At 52.4% G+C, this 15,373-nt stretch carries 14 protein-coding genes; 10 read left to right on the top strand and 4 right to left on the bottom strand.

Translation table 11 applies throughout. The annotated features are described in order from the left end of the window. Positions 1-149: 149 nt before the first annotated feature. The 3 genes from ccoG to hemN all read left to right on the top strand — a co-directional run bounded on the left by ccoG (position 150) and on the right by hemN (position 3,724). On the top strand, positions 150-1,520 hold the full coding sequence (ccoG, locus tag L2Y54_RS19610) for a cytochrome c oxidase accessory protein CcoG (protein ID WP_236498413.1): 1,371 nt from the start codon (positions 150-152) through the stop codon (positions 1,518-1,520). Positions 1,521-1,536: 16 nt separating this feature from the next. After that, positions 1,537-2,040 (top strand): FixH family protein, encoded by a 504-nt coding sequence (locus tag L2Y54_RS19605; protein ID WP_236498412.1) that lies wholly within the window; start codon positions 1,537-1,539, stop codon positions 2,038-2,040. Positions 2,041-2,338: 298 nt separating this feature from the next. After that, on the top strand, positions 2,339-3,724 hold the full coding sequence (gene hemN / locus L2Y54_RS19600) for an oxygen-independent coproporphyrinogen III oxidase (protein ID WP_236498410.1): 1,386 nt from the start codon (positions 2,339-2,341) through the stop codon (positions 3,722-3,724). Positions 3,725-3,747: 23 nt separating this feature from the next. Here hemN and fnr read toward each other — a convergent pair whose 3' ends face one another. Next, entirely contained in the window at positions 3,748-4,500 is a 753-nt protein-coding gene (gene fnr / locus L2Y54_RS19595; RefSeq protein WP_236498408.1) for a fumarate/nitrate reduction transcriptional regulator Fnr, read from the bottom strand. A gap of 171 nt (positions 4,501-4,671) precedes the next feature. Here fnr and L2Y54_RS19590 point away from each other — a divergent pair, with 171 nt between their 5' ends. The 7 genes from L2Y54_RS19590 to folK all read left to right on the top strand — a co-directional run bounded on the left by L2Y54_RS19590 (position 4,672) and on the right by folK (position 10,517). Beyond that, positions 4,672-4,788 (top strand): DUF3149 domain-containing protein, encoded by a 117-nt coding sequence (locus L2Y54_RS19590; RefSeq protein WP_236498406.1) that lies wholly within the window; start codon positions 4,672-4,674, stop codon positions 4,786-4,788. An 80-nt stretch (positions 4,789-4,868) separates the two neighbouring features. After that, on the top strand, positions 4,869-5,651 hold the full coding sequence (pssA, locus tag L2Y54_RS19585) for a CDP-diacylglycerol--serine O-phosphatidyltransferase (RefSeq protein ID WP_236498405.1): 783 nt from the start codon (positions 4,869-4,871) through the stop codon (positions 5,649-5,651). Between the two features lie 118 nt (positions 5,652-5,769). Then, positions 5,770-7,320 carry a 2-isopropylmalate synthase gene (locus L2Y54_RS19580; protein WP_236498403.1) on the top strand — a complete coding sequence of 517 codons (1,551 nt, stop codon included), beginning with the start codon at positions 5,770-5,772 and terminating at the stop codon, positions 7,318-7,320. Positions 7,321-7,326: 6 nt separating this feature from the next. After that, the gene (locus tag L2Y54_RS19575; RefSeq protein WP_236498401.1) at positions 7,327-8,130 is read left to right on the top strand and encodes a uracil-DNA glycosylase; all 804 of its coding nucleotides are present in this window, start codon (positions 7,327-7,329) and stop codon (positions 8,128-8,130) included. Beyond that, a complete protein-coding gene (gene rimI / locus L2Y54_RS19570; protein ID WP_236498399.1) occupies positions 8,114-8,581 on the top strand; it encodes a ribosomal protein S18-alanine N-acetyltransferase in 468 nt (155 codons plus the stop codon). Before L2Y54_RS19575 ends, rimI begins: the two co-directional genes overlap by 17 nt. A 122-nt stretch (positions 8,582-8,703) precedes the next feature. Next, complete coding sequence (gene pcnB, locus L2Y54_RS19565; RefSeq protein WP_236498398.1) at positions 8,704-10,023, top strand: polynucleotide adenylyltransferase PcnB; 1,320 nt, start codon at positions 8,704-8,706, stop codon at positions 10,021-10,023. Next, the gene (gene folK / locus L2Y54_RS19560; RefSeq protein ID WP_236498396.1) at positions 10,020-10,517 is read left to right on the top strand and encodes a 2-amino-4-hydroxy-6-hydroxymethyldihydropteridine diphosphokinase; all 498 of its coding nucleotides are present in this window, start codon (positions 10,020-10,022) and stop codon (positions 10,515-10,517) included. Before pcnB ends, folK begins: the two co-directional genes overlap by 4 nt. Here folK and L2Y54_RS19555 read toward each other — a convergent pair. The 3 genes from L2Y54_RS19555 to L2Y54_RS19545 are packed head-to-tail and all read right to left on the bottom strand — an operon-like array spanning position 10,496 to position 15,299. After that, positions 10,496-13,588, bottom strand: coding sequence for an efflux RND transporter permease subunit (locus L2Y54_RS19555; RefSeq protein ID WP_236498395.1), 3,093 nt, complete (start codon positions 13,586-13,588; stop codon positions 10,496-10,498). The genes folK and L2Y54_RS19555 overlap by 22 nt on opposite strands. Beyond that, positions 13,585-14,661: an efflux RND transporter periplasmic adaptor subunit gene (locus tag L2Y54_RS19550; RefSeq protein WP_236498393.1), complete on the bottom strand. Its 1,077-nt coding sequence runs from the start codon at positions 14,659-14,661 to the stop codon at positions 13,585-13,587. Before L2Y54_RS19550 ends, L2Y54_RS19555 begins: the two co-directional genes overlap by 4 nt. Beyond that, positions 14,661-15,299 (bottom strand): TetR/AcrR family transcriptional regulator, encoded by a 639-nt coding sequence (locus L2Y54_RS19545; RefSeq protein WP_236498391.1) that lies wholly within the window; start codon positions 15,297-15,299, stop codon positions 14,661-14,663. Before L2Y54_RS19545 ends, L2Y54_RS19550 begins: the two co-directional genes overlap by 1 nt. Positions 15,300-15,373: the final 74 nt, after the last annotated feature.

Raw genomic sequence — 15,373 nt, 5'->3', positions numbered from 1 at the left:
AGGGGGTGAGGGGTAATCTTTGACAAATATCCGAAAAGTGGTTTGTAAAGCAAAAAACTGTTTTCCAATCCGCTTTTTATCAAATAAATTCACCGTGTTGCGTGCTAGTTTACGGGTCTTGTGACTCATTCAGGTTGAAGGGTATTGGTATGTCCAGCGATAAGCAAAGTAGCGGGTTCTACAAAGAACACCAGAAAATCTACCCACGCCAAACCAGAGGTTTGTTTACCACCTTGCGCAAGACTTCGGTGTGGGGCTTGTTGGGGTTATTCTATTTATTGCCCTGGCTGAAATGGAATGATCAGCAACTGGTGTTGTTCGATTTGCCTGCGCGTAAATTCTATTTGTTTGGCATGACCTTTTGGCCGCAGGACTTTTTCTATCTGGCGGTTATCCTGATTTTGTTGGCATTGTTGCTGTTCTTTGTCACCGCGCTGGCAGGGCGGGTGTGGTGCGGTTACGCTTGCCCGCAAACGGTGTGGAGTGAGGTGTTTATCTGGATTGAGCGGTGGGTGGAAGGCGACCGCCCGCAACAAATCAAGCTGGATAATGCTCCGTGGGATCGGGTCAAAATTGGCAAGAAAGCGATTAAACACGCACTCTGGTTGTTTTTCTCACTGTGGACAGGTTTTACTTTCGTTGGCTTCTTTGTGCCAGTGGAAGCACTGTGGTTTGAACTCAGCAGCGGCATTATGGGTGGCTGGGCATTGTTCTGGATTCTGTTTTATGGGCTGGCGACTTACGGCAATGCGGGTTTCCTGCGTGAACAGATTTGCTTGTACATGTGCCCGTATGCCCGTTTTCAGAGTGCCATGTTTGACAATGATACCCTGATCGTGTCGTATGACGAGGCACGCGGTGAGCCACGCGGTGCGCGTAAACGCGGGGTGGAAAAGCCCGCTGATAAAGGTGAGTGCGTCGATTGTACGTTGTGTGTGCAGGTATGCCCGACCGGGATCGACATCCGCAAGGGCTTGCAATACGAGTGCATCGGTTGCGCGGCGTGTATTGATGCCTGTGACAGTATTATGGACAAGATGGGCTACCCGCGTGGTTTGGTGCGTTACACCACCGAACATGCTTTACACGGTGGCAAAACCCAGATTCTGCGTGGACGTACCTTTATTTATGCCGGTTTGTTGCTGGCGATTACGGGGGCATTGGTGTATTCCGTGATGCAACGTGTGCCGCTGGAAATGGATATTATCCGTGACCGTAACGCGCTGTTCCGTGATACTGGCGATGGTAATATCGAGAATGTTTTCACTTTAAAAATCATGAATATGGATGAGCGCGAACATCACTATACCATTAGCGTGGCAGGCATTGACGGCATCCGGCTGCAAGGTGCAGAAAAGGTGCATCTCGGCTCTGGCAGGGTAGCGGAAGTACCGGTCAAGGTGGTGGTCAACCCTGACAAAATGAGCAGCCGTAGTCAGGAAGTGATGTTCCATATCGAAGCGCAAGATGACCCAGCCGTGGCACAAACCCAGAAAGCCCGTTTCCTAGGGCCAAACTAGTTAAGAGGTAGAGCGTATGTACGTTGATGTGAAAGATAACACCCCTTGGTACAAGCAACCGTGGCCTTGGCTACTAATGATTATGCCTGCCACTGCGGTGGTGGCGGGGTTGTACACGTACTCGCTGGCGGCTTCTGGCAGCAGTGGCTTGGTGGTGGATGACTACTATAAGGTGGGCAGAGCTATTAACTATTCGCTGGCGAAGGGGCACAAAGCTACCGAGCTGGGTTTGCAAGGCAATATGGCATTGAGCGGGCAAACGGTCACCCTGACGCTGGATAATGCCGTGGTGCAAGATCAGCAGCAATTGGTGCTGAAAGTGTTCCATGCCACGTTTCCTGACCGTGATCAGGAAGTGCTGTTGAGCAAGAGTGCCACAGGTCAGTGGACGGGGCGTATCCATGCCTTGTCTGCGGGGAAGTGGTATGCGCAGTTGTTGCCGCTGGATGCAAGCTGGCGTTTGGATGGCGTATTACCCACCGCTGCCGCTACTGCACTGGCATTACAGCCCGCTCAGTAGGTATTTGTTGGCAGGCGATATTTCCCAATAAAAAAAGGCTCTCCCGAAGGAGAGCCTAAGTGCTTTAGGGTATGTAGAGCGTTGAAGGTTGCCGACTCAGAGGAGGTAACGAAACATCGACATCAGCAACCTTCGAGAGTCATTACACCTGTTTTTTATGTGGTTTACAATCTGTCCACTTCCAGTTTCTTGATACAAGTCAACTAAGTTTAATGTTTTGTTTCAAGTGCTTGTCAGGGGAGGTCAGATGCAGCGATTATGTGTGCTGCTTAGCTTTGGGTTAAAAGAAGAGGTTGGTATGAGTGCAATTCAATTTGATGCAGATTTGATACGTCGCTATGACACGGCGGGACCGCGTTATACGTCTTATCCGACGGCGGTTGCATTCGGGCCTTTTACCGAAGATGAGTACAAAGCGCACGCTTATATGAGCAACGAAGACCCCATTCCGTTGCCCTTATCCTTGTATTTTCATGTGCCGTTTTGCGATACGGTGTGTTTCTATTGTGCCTGCAATAAGATTGTGACCAAAGATCACTCCAAGGCGGAGACTTATCTGCAATACTTGTTCCGTGAAATCGAGATGCAAGCCAAGCTGTATGACCGTGACCGTATGGTGGAGCAGTTGCATTGGGGCGGCGGCACACCAACGTTCCTTAATCACGATGAGATGCGGGCGTTGATGGATAAAACGCGCGAACATTTTTCCCTGCATATTACCGATGAAGGTGATTATTCCATCGAAATTGATCCGCGTTCGGTGACGCCGGAAACGATTGGCGTGTTGCGTGAAATCGGTTTCAACCGTTTCAGTCTTGGTGTGCAGGATGTGGATGAGCGGGTGCAAATTGCGGTCAACCGCATCCAGCCGATTGCGCAAACTCTGTCGATTATTGAAGCCTGCCGGGCGCAGGGGGCAAAGTCGATTAGCGTGGATTTGATTTACGGCTTGCCATTCCAAACGATGGAAAGTTTCCGTCAGACCTTGGATACCATTATTGAGATGTCGCCGGATCGTATTTCGGTGTTCAATTACGCACACATGCCGAATTTGTTCAAACCGCAACGGCGCATCAATGAGGCGGATTTGCCTTCACCCGAAACCAAGTTAGAAATCATGCAGCTTGCGGTGGAGCATTTGACTGCTGCCGGTTACGAGTACATTGGGATGGATCATTTCGCCAAGCCGGATGATGAGTTGGCAATTGCTCAACGTAACGGAACTTTGCATCGCAATTTCCAGGGGTATACCACTCACGCGGATTGCGATTTGGTGGCGATGGGGGTGAGTTCGATCAGTAGTGTGGCGGAATGTTATAGCCAGAATGCAAAAACGCTGGATGAGTATTACGCGGCACTTGATGCGGGGCATTTGCCGGTGATCAAGGGGCTGACCTTGGATGAAGATGATGTGCTGCGGCGCTACATCATTCAGCAATTGGCTTGCCACTTTACGCTGGATTTTACGCAGGTTGAACGTTTATTTAATCTGAAATTTGCAGACTATTTCAGCCGAGAATTGGAATTGCTGCAAACCATGACGGCTGATGACCTGTTGCGGTTTACCGGGGTGGGTTTGGATGTCACGCCACGCGGGCGCTTTTTGATCCGCAATATCTGCATGGTGTTTGATGTCAGCCTGCGCAAACAGGGTGTGCAACAGCGTTTTTCACGGGTGATTTAATATCCGTCTGCTTTTATATCCGCCTACAGCACGTCACTGGCGGGGCGGCAGGTGTGGTGTGCTAGTTGTTTCAGGCGGTTCATATCTGCGATTTTGACGAGCCGGTGTTGCACTGCGATGATATTCTCATCCTGCAAGCGCGAAAACATGCGACTGAGGGTTTCAACCGCCATGCCGAGGTAATTGGCAAGGTCATGGCGAGCCATTGGCAGGTTGAATTCATTGCTGGAAAAACCGCGCTCTTTATTGCGTTCCGACAAGCTGGAAAGGAAGGTGGCAAGGCGTTCTTCGGTGCGCATTTGCCCCAATGTCAGCAGTAGCATCTGTTCGCGTTCCAGCTCTGCACCGATTTGGCGCATCATTTGCCCGCGCATAATGGGCAATTTGCCGCATAATTCCTGAAAATTATTCATACTGAGTTCGCAAACCATGGTGTCATCGAGTGCCTGGGCATCGCAGGTGTGGCGGTCACGGGCAAAGGCATCGAACCCCAATAAGTCACCTGGCAGGTAGAAACCAAGGATTTGTTCTTCGCCATCGGGGGTGGATAACGAGGTTTTGATGGCTCCGGCTTTGACGGCGTAAATGGATTGCTGCTGGTCATCGCGGTGGAACAAGTAGTCTTTTTTCTTGATTTTGATGGTTTTGTTGATGGAGTTTTCCAATAACTCCAACTCGTCACGGTTCAGACCACGGGGTAGGCAGAGTTCACTCAAACTGCAATTATGGCAAGCAACCGCTGATTTTTTGGCACTGTGTAAAGCAACTGTCTTCATGCGTCATCCCAAGCTGTGATGATGTTCTAAGGATTGTTTAGTTTTGGTGCGATGGTCTCTCTTGCCATCTAAGTTCATGTTTTTTGATGTAAATCAAAACAATGCAAGCGTATTCGCCTAGACTTGGGATTGTACACGTTTATTGGCATTAGTGTAGGAGAATAGGTTGCCATGTCTGAGCTATTATTTGGAAGTTGGATGGGTATCTTAAGTCTGTTAGTCATTCTGTTTGTGTTGGGAATGATGGGTTACTTTGCATGGGTGTTTGTTAAAAAGTCGGGTGAATAGGTTGTGGTAACATAAACGCATTCCACTGTGGCACAATGCTGGCTACTATGCACCGATAAGTAGCTAAACGGAAGTATTCAGTGGAAGAGCAACAACTAAACACCAAAGCACCACCCAGTAGGGGTATTTATTTACTGCCCAATTTGTTGACCACCGGCGCAATGTTCGGTGGTTTTTATGCGGTTGTCGCCGCCATGCAGGGCAAGTTTGAGGCTGCCGCTATCGCGGTATTCATCGCCATGATTTTGGATGGGTTGGATGGGCGTGTTGCGCGTATGACCAATACCCAGACAGAATTCGGGGCGCAATATGACAGTCTCGCGGATTTAATTTCCTTTGGCGTTGCGCCGGGGCTGGTGATGTATCAATGGGCATTGGTGCATTTACAAACGTCCGGTGATGCGTGGGGGAAAGCCGGGTGGTTAGCTGCTTTTATTTACGTGGCGTGTGCTGCCTTGCGGTTGGCGCGGTTTAATACGCAAATCGGCAAAGTCGACAAGCGTTTCTTTGTGGGTTTGCCTAGCCCGGCTGCTGCTGCGGTGATGGTGGGCATGGTGTGGGTGTTCCATGACCTCGATGTGATGGGGCGCAATGTGCAAATCCCGGCGTTGTTGCTGACCTTGGCGGTGGGGTTGCTGATGGTGAGCAATATCAGTTTTTACAGCTTCAAAGATTTCGATTTGCGTAATCGTGTGCCATTCGTGGTGGTTTTGGCGGTAGTGCTGGTGTTGGCGTTGACCACGATTGACCCGCCTAAAGTGTTGTTTGGGGTGTTTTTATTGTATGCGTTGTCGGGGCCGTTGTTTTGGGTTTGGCGGCGCTGGCGGAAGTTTCAGCGGCGTAAGAAAGGCGTCGACGCTTGAAGTAGAGTAAATTCCTACGCTCTACGGCGCAACACGCGCTATCATTACTCCCACTTTCAGATTGATACAACGGTTGCCAGCCACACACCCAGCGCAGCCGTGTTTTAGGAGCAGGAATATGTCTAAAGACCGTTTGATTATTTTTGATACCACCTTGCGTGACGGCGAACAAAGCCCCGGCGCATCCATGACGCAAGAAGAGAAAATCCGCATTGCCCTGATGCTGGAAAAAATGCGCGTGGATGTGATCGAAGGTGGTTTTCCGATTGCCAGCGTTGGCGATTTCGAGTCGGTCAGGGCGATTGCCCGTCTCGTCAAAGACAGCACCGTGTGCGGTCTAGCGCGTGCGTTGGAAAAGGACATCGACCGTGCGGCTGAAGCGATTAAACCCGCGAATTCCGGGCGTATTCACACCTTTATTGCCACCTCCCCAATCCACATGCAAAACAAGCTGCGCATGACACCCGATCAGGTGGTTGAGCAGGCGGTATTTGCGGTGAAACGTGCGCGGAATTACACCGATGACGTGGAATTTTCGTGTGAAGATGCAGGGCGTTCTGAGTTCGATTTCCTGTGTCGCGTGATTGAAGCTGCGATTAATGCGGGGGCACGTACCATCAATATTCCCGACACGGTGGGCTATCAGATTCCCTCGGTGTTTGGCGATATGGTCGGGCGTTTGATTACGCATATTCCGAACGCTGACAAGGCGGTTTTCTCGGTGCATTGCCACAATGACCTCGGTTTGGCGGTGGGTAATTCCTTGGCAGCAGTGATGCAAGGCGCACGTCAGGTGGAGTGTACGATCAACGGTTTGGGTGAACGTGCCGGTAACGCTTCTTTGGAGGAAGTGGTGATGGCGATTCGGGTACGCCCCGACGTATTCCCCGTTGAAACCCGCATTGATACCACGCATATCGTGCCAACCTCACGCTTGGTTTCCAGCGTCACCGGCTTCCCGGTACAGCCCAACAAAGCCATTGTGGGCGCGAATGCGTTTGCACACGAATCCGGCATTCACCAAGACGGTGTATTAAAGCACCGCGAAACTTACGAAATCATGCGAGCACAAGACGTGGGTTGGTCAGACAATAAAATCGTGTTGGGCAAGCATTCCGGGCGCAATGCGTTCAAAACCCGCTTGCAGGAACTCAATATCGAGCTGAAGTCTGAAGAAGAACTCAATATCGCTTTCTCGCGCTTCAAAGACTTGGCTGACCGCAAACACGACATCTTCGACGAAGACATCATGGTGTTGATGATGGATGCGCGTTCTGCGCAAGAAGATCTGGCGTATGAACTGATTTCGCTGAATGTCTGCTCCACGACCGGCGAAGCACCAAACGCCAGTGTTACCCTAAAAGCTCACGGCAAAGAACAGACTGCCACGGCTATCGGTGGTGGTCCGGTCGATGCGGTCTACAAAGCTATCGAAAGCATTGTCGGGGAAACCGCGACACTGGCGCTGTATTCCGTCAACAACATTACCAGCGGCACAGATGCGCAAGGCGAAGTGACCGTGCGACTGGATAAAGGCGGGCGTATTATCCACGGTCACGGCGCGGATACTGACATCGTAATCGCTTCCGCCAAAGCCTATGTGGATGCTTGGAACAAACTCGCCAGCCAAGCGCTGCGCGAACACCCCCAGCACCATCAGGGAGTGTAAACGCGGGTGGATTTGCAGGTACGCAATCGCTACATGCACGCAATGGGGATTCCGGTGTGGATGCCGAAAGAGATGCGCGGCTTCGCCGTCGAAGATTCCCCCCATCCTAACCTTCCCCCGCAGGGGGGGAAGGAACAAGAGGTGGCACCTACTACTAACTTCGCACTTCTTTCTCCTTCTTCGCTCCCTTCACCCCTTGCGGGGGAAGGGCTGGGGATGGGGGGGGCTTCCGACTTCTCCACCCTCTCATGGCAAGACCTCCGCACTGCCGTCGAATCTTGCACCCGTTGCGCCATCAGCAAAACCCGCACCCAAACGGTGTTTGGCGCGGGTAATCAACAAGCTGCGTGGATGGTCATCGGCGAAGCCCCCGGTGCGGAAGAAGACCGTCAAGGTGAACCGTTTGTGGGCAAAGCCGGTCAATTGCTCAACAATATGTTGCTGGCGATTGGAATGCCGCGTGAAACCGTCTATATCGCCAATGTGCTTAAATGCCGCCCGCCGAATAACCGCGACCCACAAGCCGACGAAGCTGCCAATTGTCGAGGCTATTTGGAACGTCAAATTGCGCTAGTGAACCCCGCGTTAATTCTGGTGGTCGGGCGTATTGCTGCGCAAAACCTGTTACAAACCACCGCACCTTTGGCGCGTTTGCGTGGGCAAGAACACCGAGCGCCGGTTAGCGGCACACCAGTCGTGGTGACGTATCACCCAGCGTATTTATTGCGCCAACCCTCTGACAAGCGTAAAGCCTGGCAGGATTTACTGTTTGCCCACGAGGTTTTTACCCGTCATGTCCAGCCCAATTGAGTCGGATTTTTTGCCGCTACGCCCGATGACCTTGAACGATTTGGATGTGGTTATGGCGCTGGAGTTGCGGGCGTATCCCTTCCCGTGGACACGCGCTATTTTCAGCGATTGCTTAAAACACGGCTACTCCGGCTGGTTATATGAGCAAGATGGGCAGTTACACGGTTATGCCATGCTGATGTTTGTGTTGGATGAAATGCATTTGCTGAATATTTGCATTGCGCCTGAGCATCAAGGTCAAGGCTTGGGCAGCCGTCTCTTGAAAACGTTGGAACACATTGGGCGGACAGCCCATGCGGAAACCTGTTTTTTGGAAGTGCGCCAGTCAAATTTTGCAGCAATTCGCTTGTATTTAAACCTGGGTTTTAACGAGATCGGGTTACGTAAAGGCTATTACCAAACTGAGTTTGGGCGTGAAGATGGCATGGTCATGGCAAAAACGCTATTCTAACGTGTTGTAAAAAAGTTGCGGATAGGGTAGGTATTGCCGCTTTGTAGTAGTATTATTGCCGCTTTTATGGCAGGAGCTTGAGTGAACGTGTGGGTAAAACGGAATTTTAAGGGTCAGTGGCAATGCTGATTCCAGACAACGCGGTGCATGTACCGCCTGCCGTGCATCATATCCCCGCTGATAAAGTGTGCGGGCGTGCCAAAGATGTGATTCGGCGTTTGCAAAAAGCGGGTTACGAAGCCTATTTAGTGGGCGGTTGCGTCCGCGATTTATTGCTGGGTTTAGTCCCCAAAGATTTTGATATTGCGACCAGTGCGCACCCTGAAGAGATTCGGCGTTTATTCAATTCCTGCCGTTTGATTGGGCGACGCTTCCGCTTAGCGCACATTTATTACGGGCGCGATTATCTGGAGGTGGCGACGTTCCGCGCACCCCACGATGACAGTGAGGATGGCGGCAAGGTCAATGATGCGGGGCGCATTATCAACGATAACGTCTACGGCACCTTGGAAGAGGATGTGTGGCGGCGCGATTTCACCATTAATGCCTTGTTTTACGACCCGATTGGCGATGAGTTGCTGGATTTTGTCGGCGGTTTGGATGATTTGCGTAACGGCAAAATCCGTTTGCTGGGCGACCCGGAACAGCGCTTTCGTGAAGACCCGGTGCGCTTGCTGCGGGCCATCCGGTTTGCGGCAAAATTAGGTTTTGAGATTGAACCAGCTACCTTGGCGTGTGTGCGTCCGATGGGGATTTTGCTGGAAGGCGTATCGTCCGCCCGCTTATTCGATGAAATCATCAAGCTATTGCACAGTGGTTATGGCTGGAACACCTTCCTGTTATTGCGCGAATACGCTTTATTGGAATACTTATTACCGCTGACTTACGAAAGCCTTGAGGACGATGACACCGGCAATTTCGAGCGCATGATTACCTTGTCGCTACAGAATACCGATCAGCGTTTGGCAGAAGGCAAGTCGGTGATGCCCGCATTTTTGTACGCGGTGTTATTGTGGCACGAGGTTTCCGTGGTGGCTGAAGAGTTGCAGGCGCGTGGAATGCCGGAACTTCAGGCAATGACACAGGCGTCCGGCGATGCCTTGCACGATCAGGTGGATTTTACCGCTGTGCCACGCCGTTACAGCAATATTACCCGCGAAATTTGGTTGTTGCAGTCGCGTTTCCGTTACCGTGATATTCGCCGTGCCGCAACGTTGTTGAGCAATCCGCGTTTTCGAGCAGCGTATGATTTTCTGTGTTTACGCGCCCAATCCGGTGAGCCGGTGGAGGATGATGCCGAATGGTGGACAGCCTTCCAGAGCGCCACGCACGAAGAGCGTGAAGCCATGTGCAAAGGTGCAGCCATTAAAGGCAGTTTGCGCCGCCGTAAAAAACGTCGTAAACCGACCACAGCCAGTAAATCCGCTTCACCCGCTTCATGACACCGGTGCTTTGCTACATTGGTTTAGGCAGCAATCTGGGTAATCCGGTGGCGAATGTGCACTCGGCACTGAAGCAATTGGCGGATGCAGAAGGCGTGGAATTGCGCGGTGTTTCACGCTTTTACACTAGCAAACCAATGGGGCCGCAAGACCAACCGGATTACGTGAATGCGGTGGCTAGTGTATTGACGCAGCTTCCCGCCCACGCTTTATTACAAACCTTATTCGCGGTGGAACGGGCGCACGGGCGGGTACGGAATGCAACGTTGCGTTGGGGGCCGCGTACCCTTGACCTTGATTTATTGCTGTACGGCGATGCGCTGATTGACTCGCCTGATTTGTGTGTTCCTCACCCCGGTATCGGCGAACGCTCGTTTGTGGTGTTGCCGTTGCTGGATCTTGCGCCGCATCGGGTGTTACCGGATGGGCGCAGTTTGGCAGATTGCCGGGCGGCATTGGCGTGTGATGATCTTTATCCGCTCACGCTGGGCTGAACGGCTTCATCAAACGCCGCTTTGCCCTTGCTCAGTTTAAACCACACCGTATACAGCGCTGGTAAAAACAGCAGCGTTAGCACCGTCGCCACCAATAATCCGCCCATAATCGCAATCGCCATCGGCCCAAAGAACACGCTTTCCGATAAGGGAATCATCGCCAAAATCGCTGCCAATGCGGTCAACATAATGGGGCGGAAACGGCGCACGGCTGCCTCAATCACGGCTTCACGCGGCACAAAGCCTGCGTCAATATTGCGCTCGATTTGATCCACCAAAATCACCGAGTTGCGCATAATCATCCCAGAAAGCGCAATCGTCCCCAGCATGGCAACAAACCCGAACGGGCGATCAAACAGCAGCAAGAACAACGCAACCCCAATCAAACCAAACGGTGCAGTCAACACCACCATAATGACGCGCTGGAAGCTTTGTAGTTGAATCATTAGCAGTGTTAGCACCACGATGATGAAGAGTGGAAAACCAGCGCCAATGGATTCGTTGCCTTTAGCACTTTCTTCCACCGCGCCGCCGATTTCGAGTTTGTAGCCCAGTGGCAAGTTGGCACGAATCTCACCCAAACGCGCTTCAACTTCCGTTGTCACTGTCGGTGCTTGAATCTTGCTGTAAATATCGCCTCGCACCGTGATGGTTCGGGTGCGGTTACGATGCCAGAGAATGCCTTCTTCCTGCACGTAGTCGATGGTTGCCAGTTGCGAGAGCGGAACGGTGTTGCCGGTGTTGGTGGGTACATTCAGCCCCGCAAGGCGCGAGAGCAAATCACGTTCGCCTTCCGTTCCGCGTAACAGGATCGGGATGGTTTGATCTTGCTCGCGGAATTCGCCAATCGGTGTGCCGCTCAAGGTGCTTTGCAGCAATTGCGAGAGCGCGGATTGCGTGACCCCAAGGCTGATGGCTTTGGCGGTATCGAGTTTCAGGCGAATCGCTTTGCTGCGCTCGTTCCAGTCGAGATGCACATTCACCAAGTGCGGATTGGCACGCATGACGGTGGCGATTTGTTCGCCGAGTTCGCGTAATTGCCACAAATCGTCACCGGATACACGGAATTGCACGGGGTAGCCAACCGGCGGGCCATTTTCCAAACGAATCACCCGCCCGCGAGCTAAGCCAAAGGTGGGGCTATTGTCCAACAGGTCAATGAGTTTGCTGCGCAACGCTTCGCGGTCGGCGATGCTTTTGGTGGTAATCACGAATTGCGCAAAACTGGCGGCAGGTAATTGCTGATCCAGCGGCAGATAGAAACGTGGCGAGCCATTGCCGACATACGCAGCAAAGTTTTCGATATGTTCCTGTTGCGTATTGAGGTATTGCTCCAGCTTGCGGGTTTCGGCTTCGGTGGCTTGCAGCGAAGAACCTTCGGGCAATTTCAAATCCACCACCAATTCCATGCGGGTGGAATCGGGGAAAAACTGCTGCTGCACGAACTGAAACATGAAAATTGACCCGGCAAAGGTCGCAACCGTCAGCACAATAACGATTAATGGATAGGCAACACAGGCTTTGATCAAGCCCCGAAACCAACGATAGAAACGGGTGGCGAGTTTGGATTCATGGTGCTGGTGCTGCTTTTCTGGCAACAACTTATACCCCAAATACGGAATCACGATCACTGCCACAAACCACGAAATCACCAAGGCAATCGTCACTACTTCAAAAATCGAGCGCGTGTATTCCCCCACGGACGATTGTGCGGTAGCAATCGGCAAGAACCCGGCGGCAGTGACTAACGTCCCCGTTAACATTGGAAACGCGGTGGTGGTGTAGGCAAAGCTGGCGGCTCTGACCCGATCCCAGCCTTCTTCCATTTTTACCAGCATGACTTCGATGGCAATAATCGCATCATCCACCAGCAAGCCCAGTGCGAGTACCAGCGACCCCAATGAGATTTTGTGCAAGCCAATCCCGAATAAGTGCATGACGAAAAACGTGGCTGCCAATACTAACGGAATCGAGAGAGCCACGACTGCCCCTGCCCGCATTCCCAAGCTTAAAAAACTGACTGCTAATACGATAATCACCGCTTCCGCCACGACTTTGAGGAATTCATTGATGGAGCGCTTCACCGCCGTGGGTTGGTCGTTGACGCGGTGCAATTCCATGCCCACCGGCAATTGGCTTTCGATGCGTACCAGTGCCGCATCCAGCGATTTCCCCAGTGCAATAATGTCGCCGCCTTTGCGCATGGAAATACCAATTCCCAATGCCTCCTGCCCTTGATAGCGGAACGTGGAATGGGGCGGGTCGGCATAGCCGCGTGTGACGTCGGCGACTTCATGCAAGCGCAGAGTGCGATTGCCAATCGTGATCGGTAAGTTGCGAATGTCTTCAAGGTCGCTGAATGTACCGGCTGGGCGCACGTAAATGCGGTCGGTAGCGGTGTTGTAAGCACCGACGGCAGCGATGGCGTTTTGAGCTTGCAGCACATCGACCAGTTGTTGCACGCTAAAACCGAGGTTTGCCAGCTTGCTGTTGGCAAGGGTGATGGTGACGCGCTCTTCTTGCTCGCCAATGCTGAGGATTTTTGCCACGTCTTTGACCAATAGCAGTTCTTTACGAATGTTATCCGCAGCGTCGCGTAATTGCGCAAAGTTAAAACCGTCACCCGTCAGGGCAAAGATATTGCCGTAAGTTTCTCCGAATTCGTCGTTGAACAGTGGCCCCACCACGCCTTGTGGCAAGGTATGGCGCATGTCATTCACCCGTTTGCGAATGTCGTAAAACATATCGGGCATGGCGGCAGAAGGCGCATCATCTTTGGCAATCACGAAGATATTGGTTTCGCCGGGGCGTGAAAAGCTGCGCACAATATCGACATGCGCGGTTTCAAGAATGACTTTTTCGATGCGTTCGGTGACTTGTGACTCGATTTCCTGTGCGGTTGCCCCCGCCCAGTAGGCTTGCACCAGCATGACTTTAAAAGTGAATGGCGGATCTTCCGATTGCCCCAGTTTGGTGTAGCCGAAAACACCCAGCCCTAATGTGAGTACCATCAGGTACAGCACGAAGTTGCGGTGGCGTAACGCCCAAGCCGAGAGGTTGAAACTGCTCATGAGCCTGCCCCATCGTAAGGAATCGGGTTGATCACTTGCCCAGCACTGAGTTTGTGAACCCCGGCAGCAATCACTGTCGTGCCAACGGGGAGGTCGCTGACGCTAATGCCGTCATGCTGATACGCCAGCACGGTGATGGGGCGTAGTGTGACTTGATTATCCGCGCCTACGACCCACACCGCTGTTTGTTGCGCTTGCTGAAATAAGGCGGAAGCGGGCAACCAGCGAGCGGCTTGCATGGCGCTGATGGGCAGTTTCACATCGGCGGTGACACCTAAACGCAAGGCATCAGGCGGATTCAGCAAGCTGATTTTGACCAGAAAACTGCGGGTGGCATCGGCGGCGGGGGAAATTTCGCGTACTTTGCCTTGCAATACCTTATCAGGCTGTGACCATAGGGTAATGTCGGTCAGCGTGCCGGTTTGCAAGGTTTGTGCGGTGGTTTCACCGACACGGATGTGGACTTCGCGTTCGCCTGCGTAAGCAATGTGTACAACGGGTGTGCCAGCGGCAACGACTTGCCCCGCTTCGGTGTGGACTTGGGTGATAATGCCGTCTTGATCCGCGACGAGTTCGGTGTAGCCTGCTTGATTGCCGCTGAGTTTGAGTTGGGCTTGGGCTGCGGTGACTCGTGCCTTAGCCGCATCATGGGCAGCTTGGGCGTTATCTAATGCAGATTGTCCGATGAATTGTTTGCGGTGCAATTCGCGGATGCGGGTTAATTCTGCTTGGGCATTGGTGAGGTCGGCTTCTGCTGCGGCGAGATTGGCACGGGTGCTGCTCAGATTCAGCGCTACGTCCGAGGTATCGAGGCTGGCGAGGACTTGCCCGGCTTTGACGGTATCGCCGGGGTCAACCTGGCGTTTGATGACTTTGCCACCGACACGGAAAGCGAGATCGGCTTCCAGACGTGCTTGAGTTTCGCCGGAAAAGGTTAGCGTGTTGGCGGTGTGCGTGTCAGTGACTGTCCAAACTTGGGCGGGGCGGATTACGGTGGTGGTGGTTTCTGGCTCTTTACAGGCACTCACGGTGAGCAGGAGTGCAATGCTTGACCATAGTAACGTGGGTTTCATCAATGAATCTCCGGGGTGAGTGCGCCGCGCCAAAGGGATGTCAGGGCGGATTCGAGCATTTGTAAATAATCGTCGGTGCAAGCGCATAGCAGTGAGCGCTCTTTCATCAGTTCTTTCAGAGGCGTTGGGCGCATTAATTGCCATAAACCGAGGAAGAGGGCATAGCTTTGTAGCATTAATGCTTGCGTGGTTTGCGGGAAATGGTTACGTAACACCTCAACGACTTCATTGAGTTTGGTGTAAGTCCGTTGTTCAAAGGCAAAGGCGATGTCTAGGGGGATTTGCCGTTCTAATAGCCCATGACACAGCGTGGCAAGTGGCAGGAAAGCGGGAAAGTCCAGCAGAAATTGCCGATTGACGCTGAACAAATCGTCTAGGGTCATCGGTGTGGCTTGTTGGGCGCGTGTTTTCATGCGGCTGAAAAACGTGCCAACGTGCCGCTCGTGAATGCCGAGGAATAGCTCTTCCTTGCTGCGGAAATATAAGTAGACTGTGCCTTTAGCAAGCCCTGCGGCGGTGGCGATGTCAGCGACATTGCACAGGCGTTCAGGGTGGGTGAGCCAAAGTTGTTCGGCAGCATCAAGGATGGCTTCGCGGCGTAGTTCTTTGTCTTCGGGGTTGGTGGCACGGATTTGCATATAAATGACTGCTGGTCAGTTGTTTGTGGGGATTGTAAGTGACCCACAGTCAGTTGTCGAGATTACCCACCCAA

It is taken from the genome of Thiothrix winogradskyi (assembly GCF_021650935.1).
GTDB classification, from domain to species: domain Bacteria; phylum Pseudomonadota; class Gammaproteobacteria; order Thiotrichales; family Thiotrichaceae; genus Thiothrix; species Thiothrix winogradskyi.
This window is presented reverse-complemented; position numbering and strand designations above follow the sequence as displayed.

Bases quoted from the DNA above. Each gene is read 5' to 3' on its own strand.
- L2Y54_RS19555 (WP_236498395.1), bottom strand. From the start codon at position 13,588: ATGAGCAGTTTCAACCTCTCGGCTTGGGCGTTACGCCACCGCAACTTC.
- ccoG (WP_236498413.1), top strand. From the start codon at position 150: ATGTCCAGCGATAAGCAAAGTAGCGGGTTCTACAAAGAACACCAGAAA.
- hemN (WP_236498410.1), top strand. From the start codon at position 2,339: ATGAGTGCAATTCAATTTGATGCAGATTTGATACGTCGCTATGACACG.
- fnr (WP_236498408.1), bottom strand. From the start codon at position 4,500: ATGAAGACAGTTGCTTTACACAGTGCCAAAAAATCAGCGGTTGCTTGC.
- pcnB (WP_236498398.1), top strand. From the start codon at position 8,704: ATGCTGATTCCAGACAACGCGGTGCATGTACCGCCTGCCGTGCATCAT.
- rimI (WP_236498399.1), top strand. From the start codon at position 8,114: ATGTCCAGCCCAATTGAGTCGGATTTTTTGCCGCTACGCCCGATGACC.
- L2Y54_RS19605 (WP_236498412.1), top strand. From the start codon at position 1,537: ATGTACGTTGATGTGAAAGATAACACCCCTTGGTACAAGCAACCGTGG.
- L2Y54_RS19545 (WP_236498391.1), bottom strand. From the start codon at position 15,299: ATGCAAATCCGTGCCACCAACCCCGAAGACAAAGAACTACGCCGCGAA.
- folK (WP_236498396.1), top strand. From the start codon at position 10,020: ATGACACCGGTGCTTTGCTACATTGGTTTAGGCAGCAATCTGGGTAAT.
- L2Y54_RS19550 (WP_236498393.1), bottom strand. From the start codon at position 14,661: ATGAAACCCACGTTACTATGGTCAAGCATTGCACTCCTGCTCACCGTG.
- L2Y54_RS19580 (WP_236498403.1), top strand. From the start codon at position 5,770: ATGTCTAAAGACCGTTTGATTATTTTTGATACCACCTTGCGTGACGGC.
- L2Y54_RS19590 (WP_236498406.1), top strand. From the start codon at position 4,672: ATGTCTGAGCTATTATTTGGAAGTTGGATGGGTATCTTAAGTCTGTTA.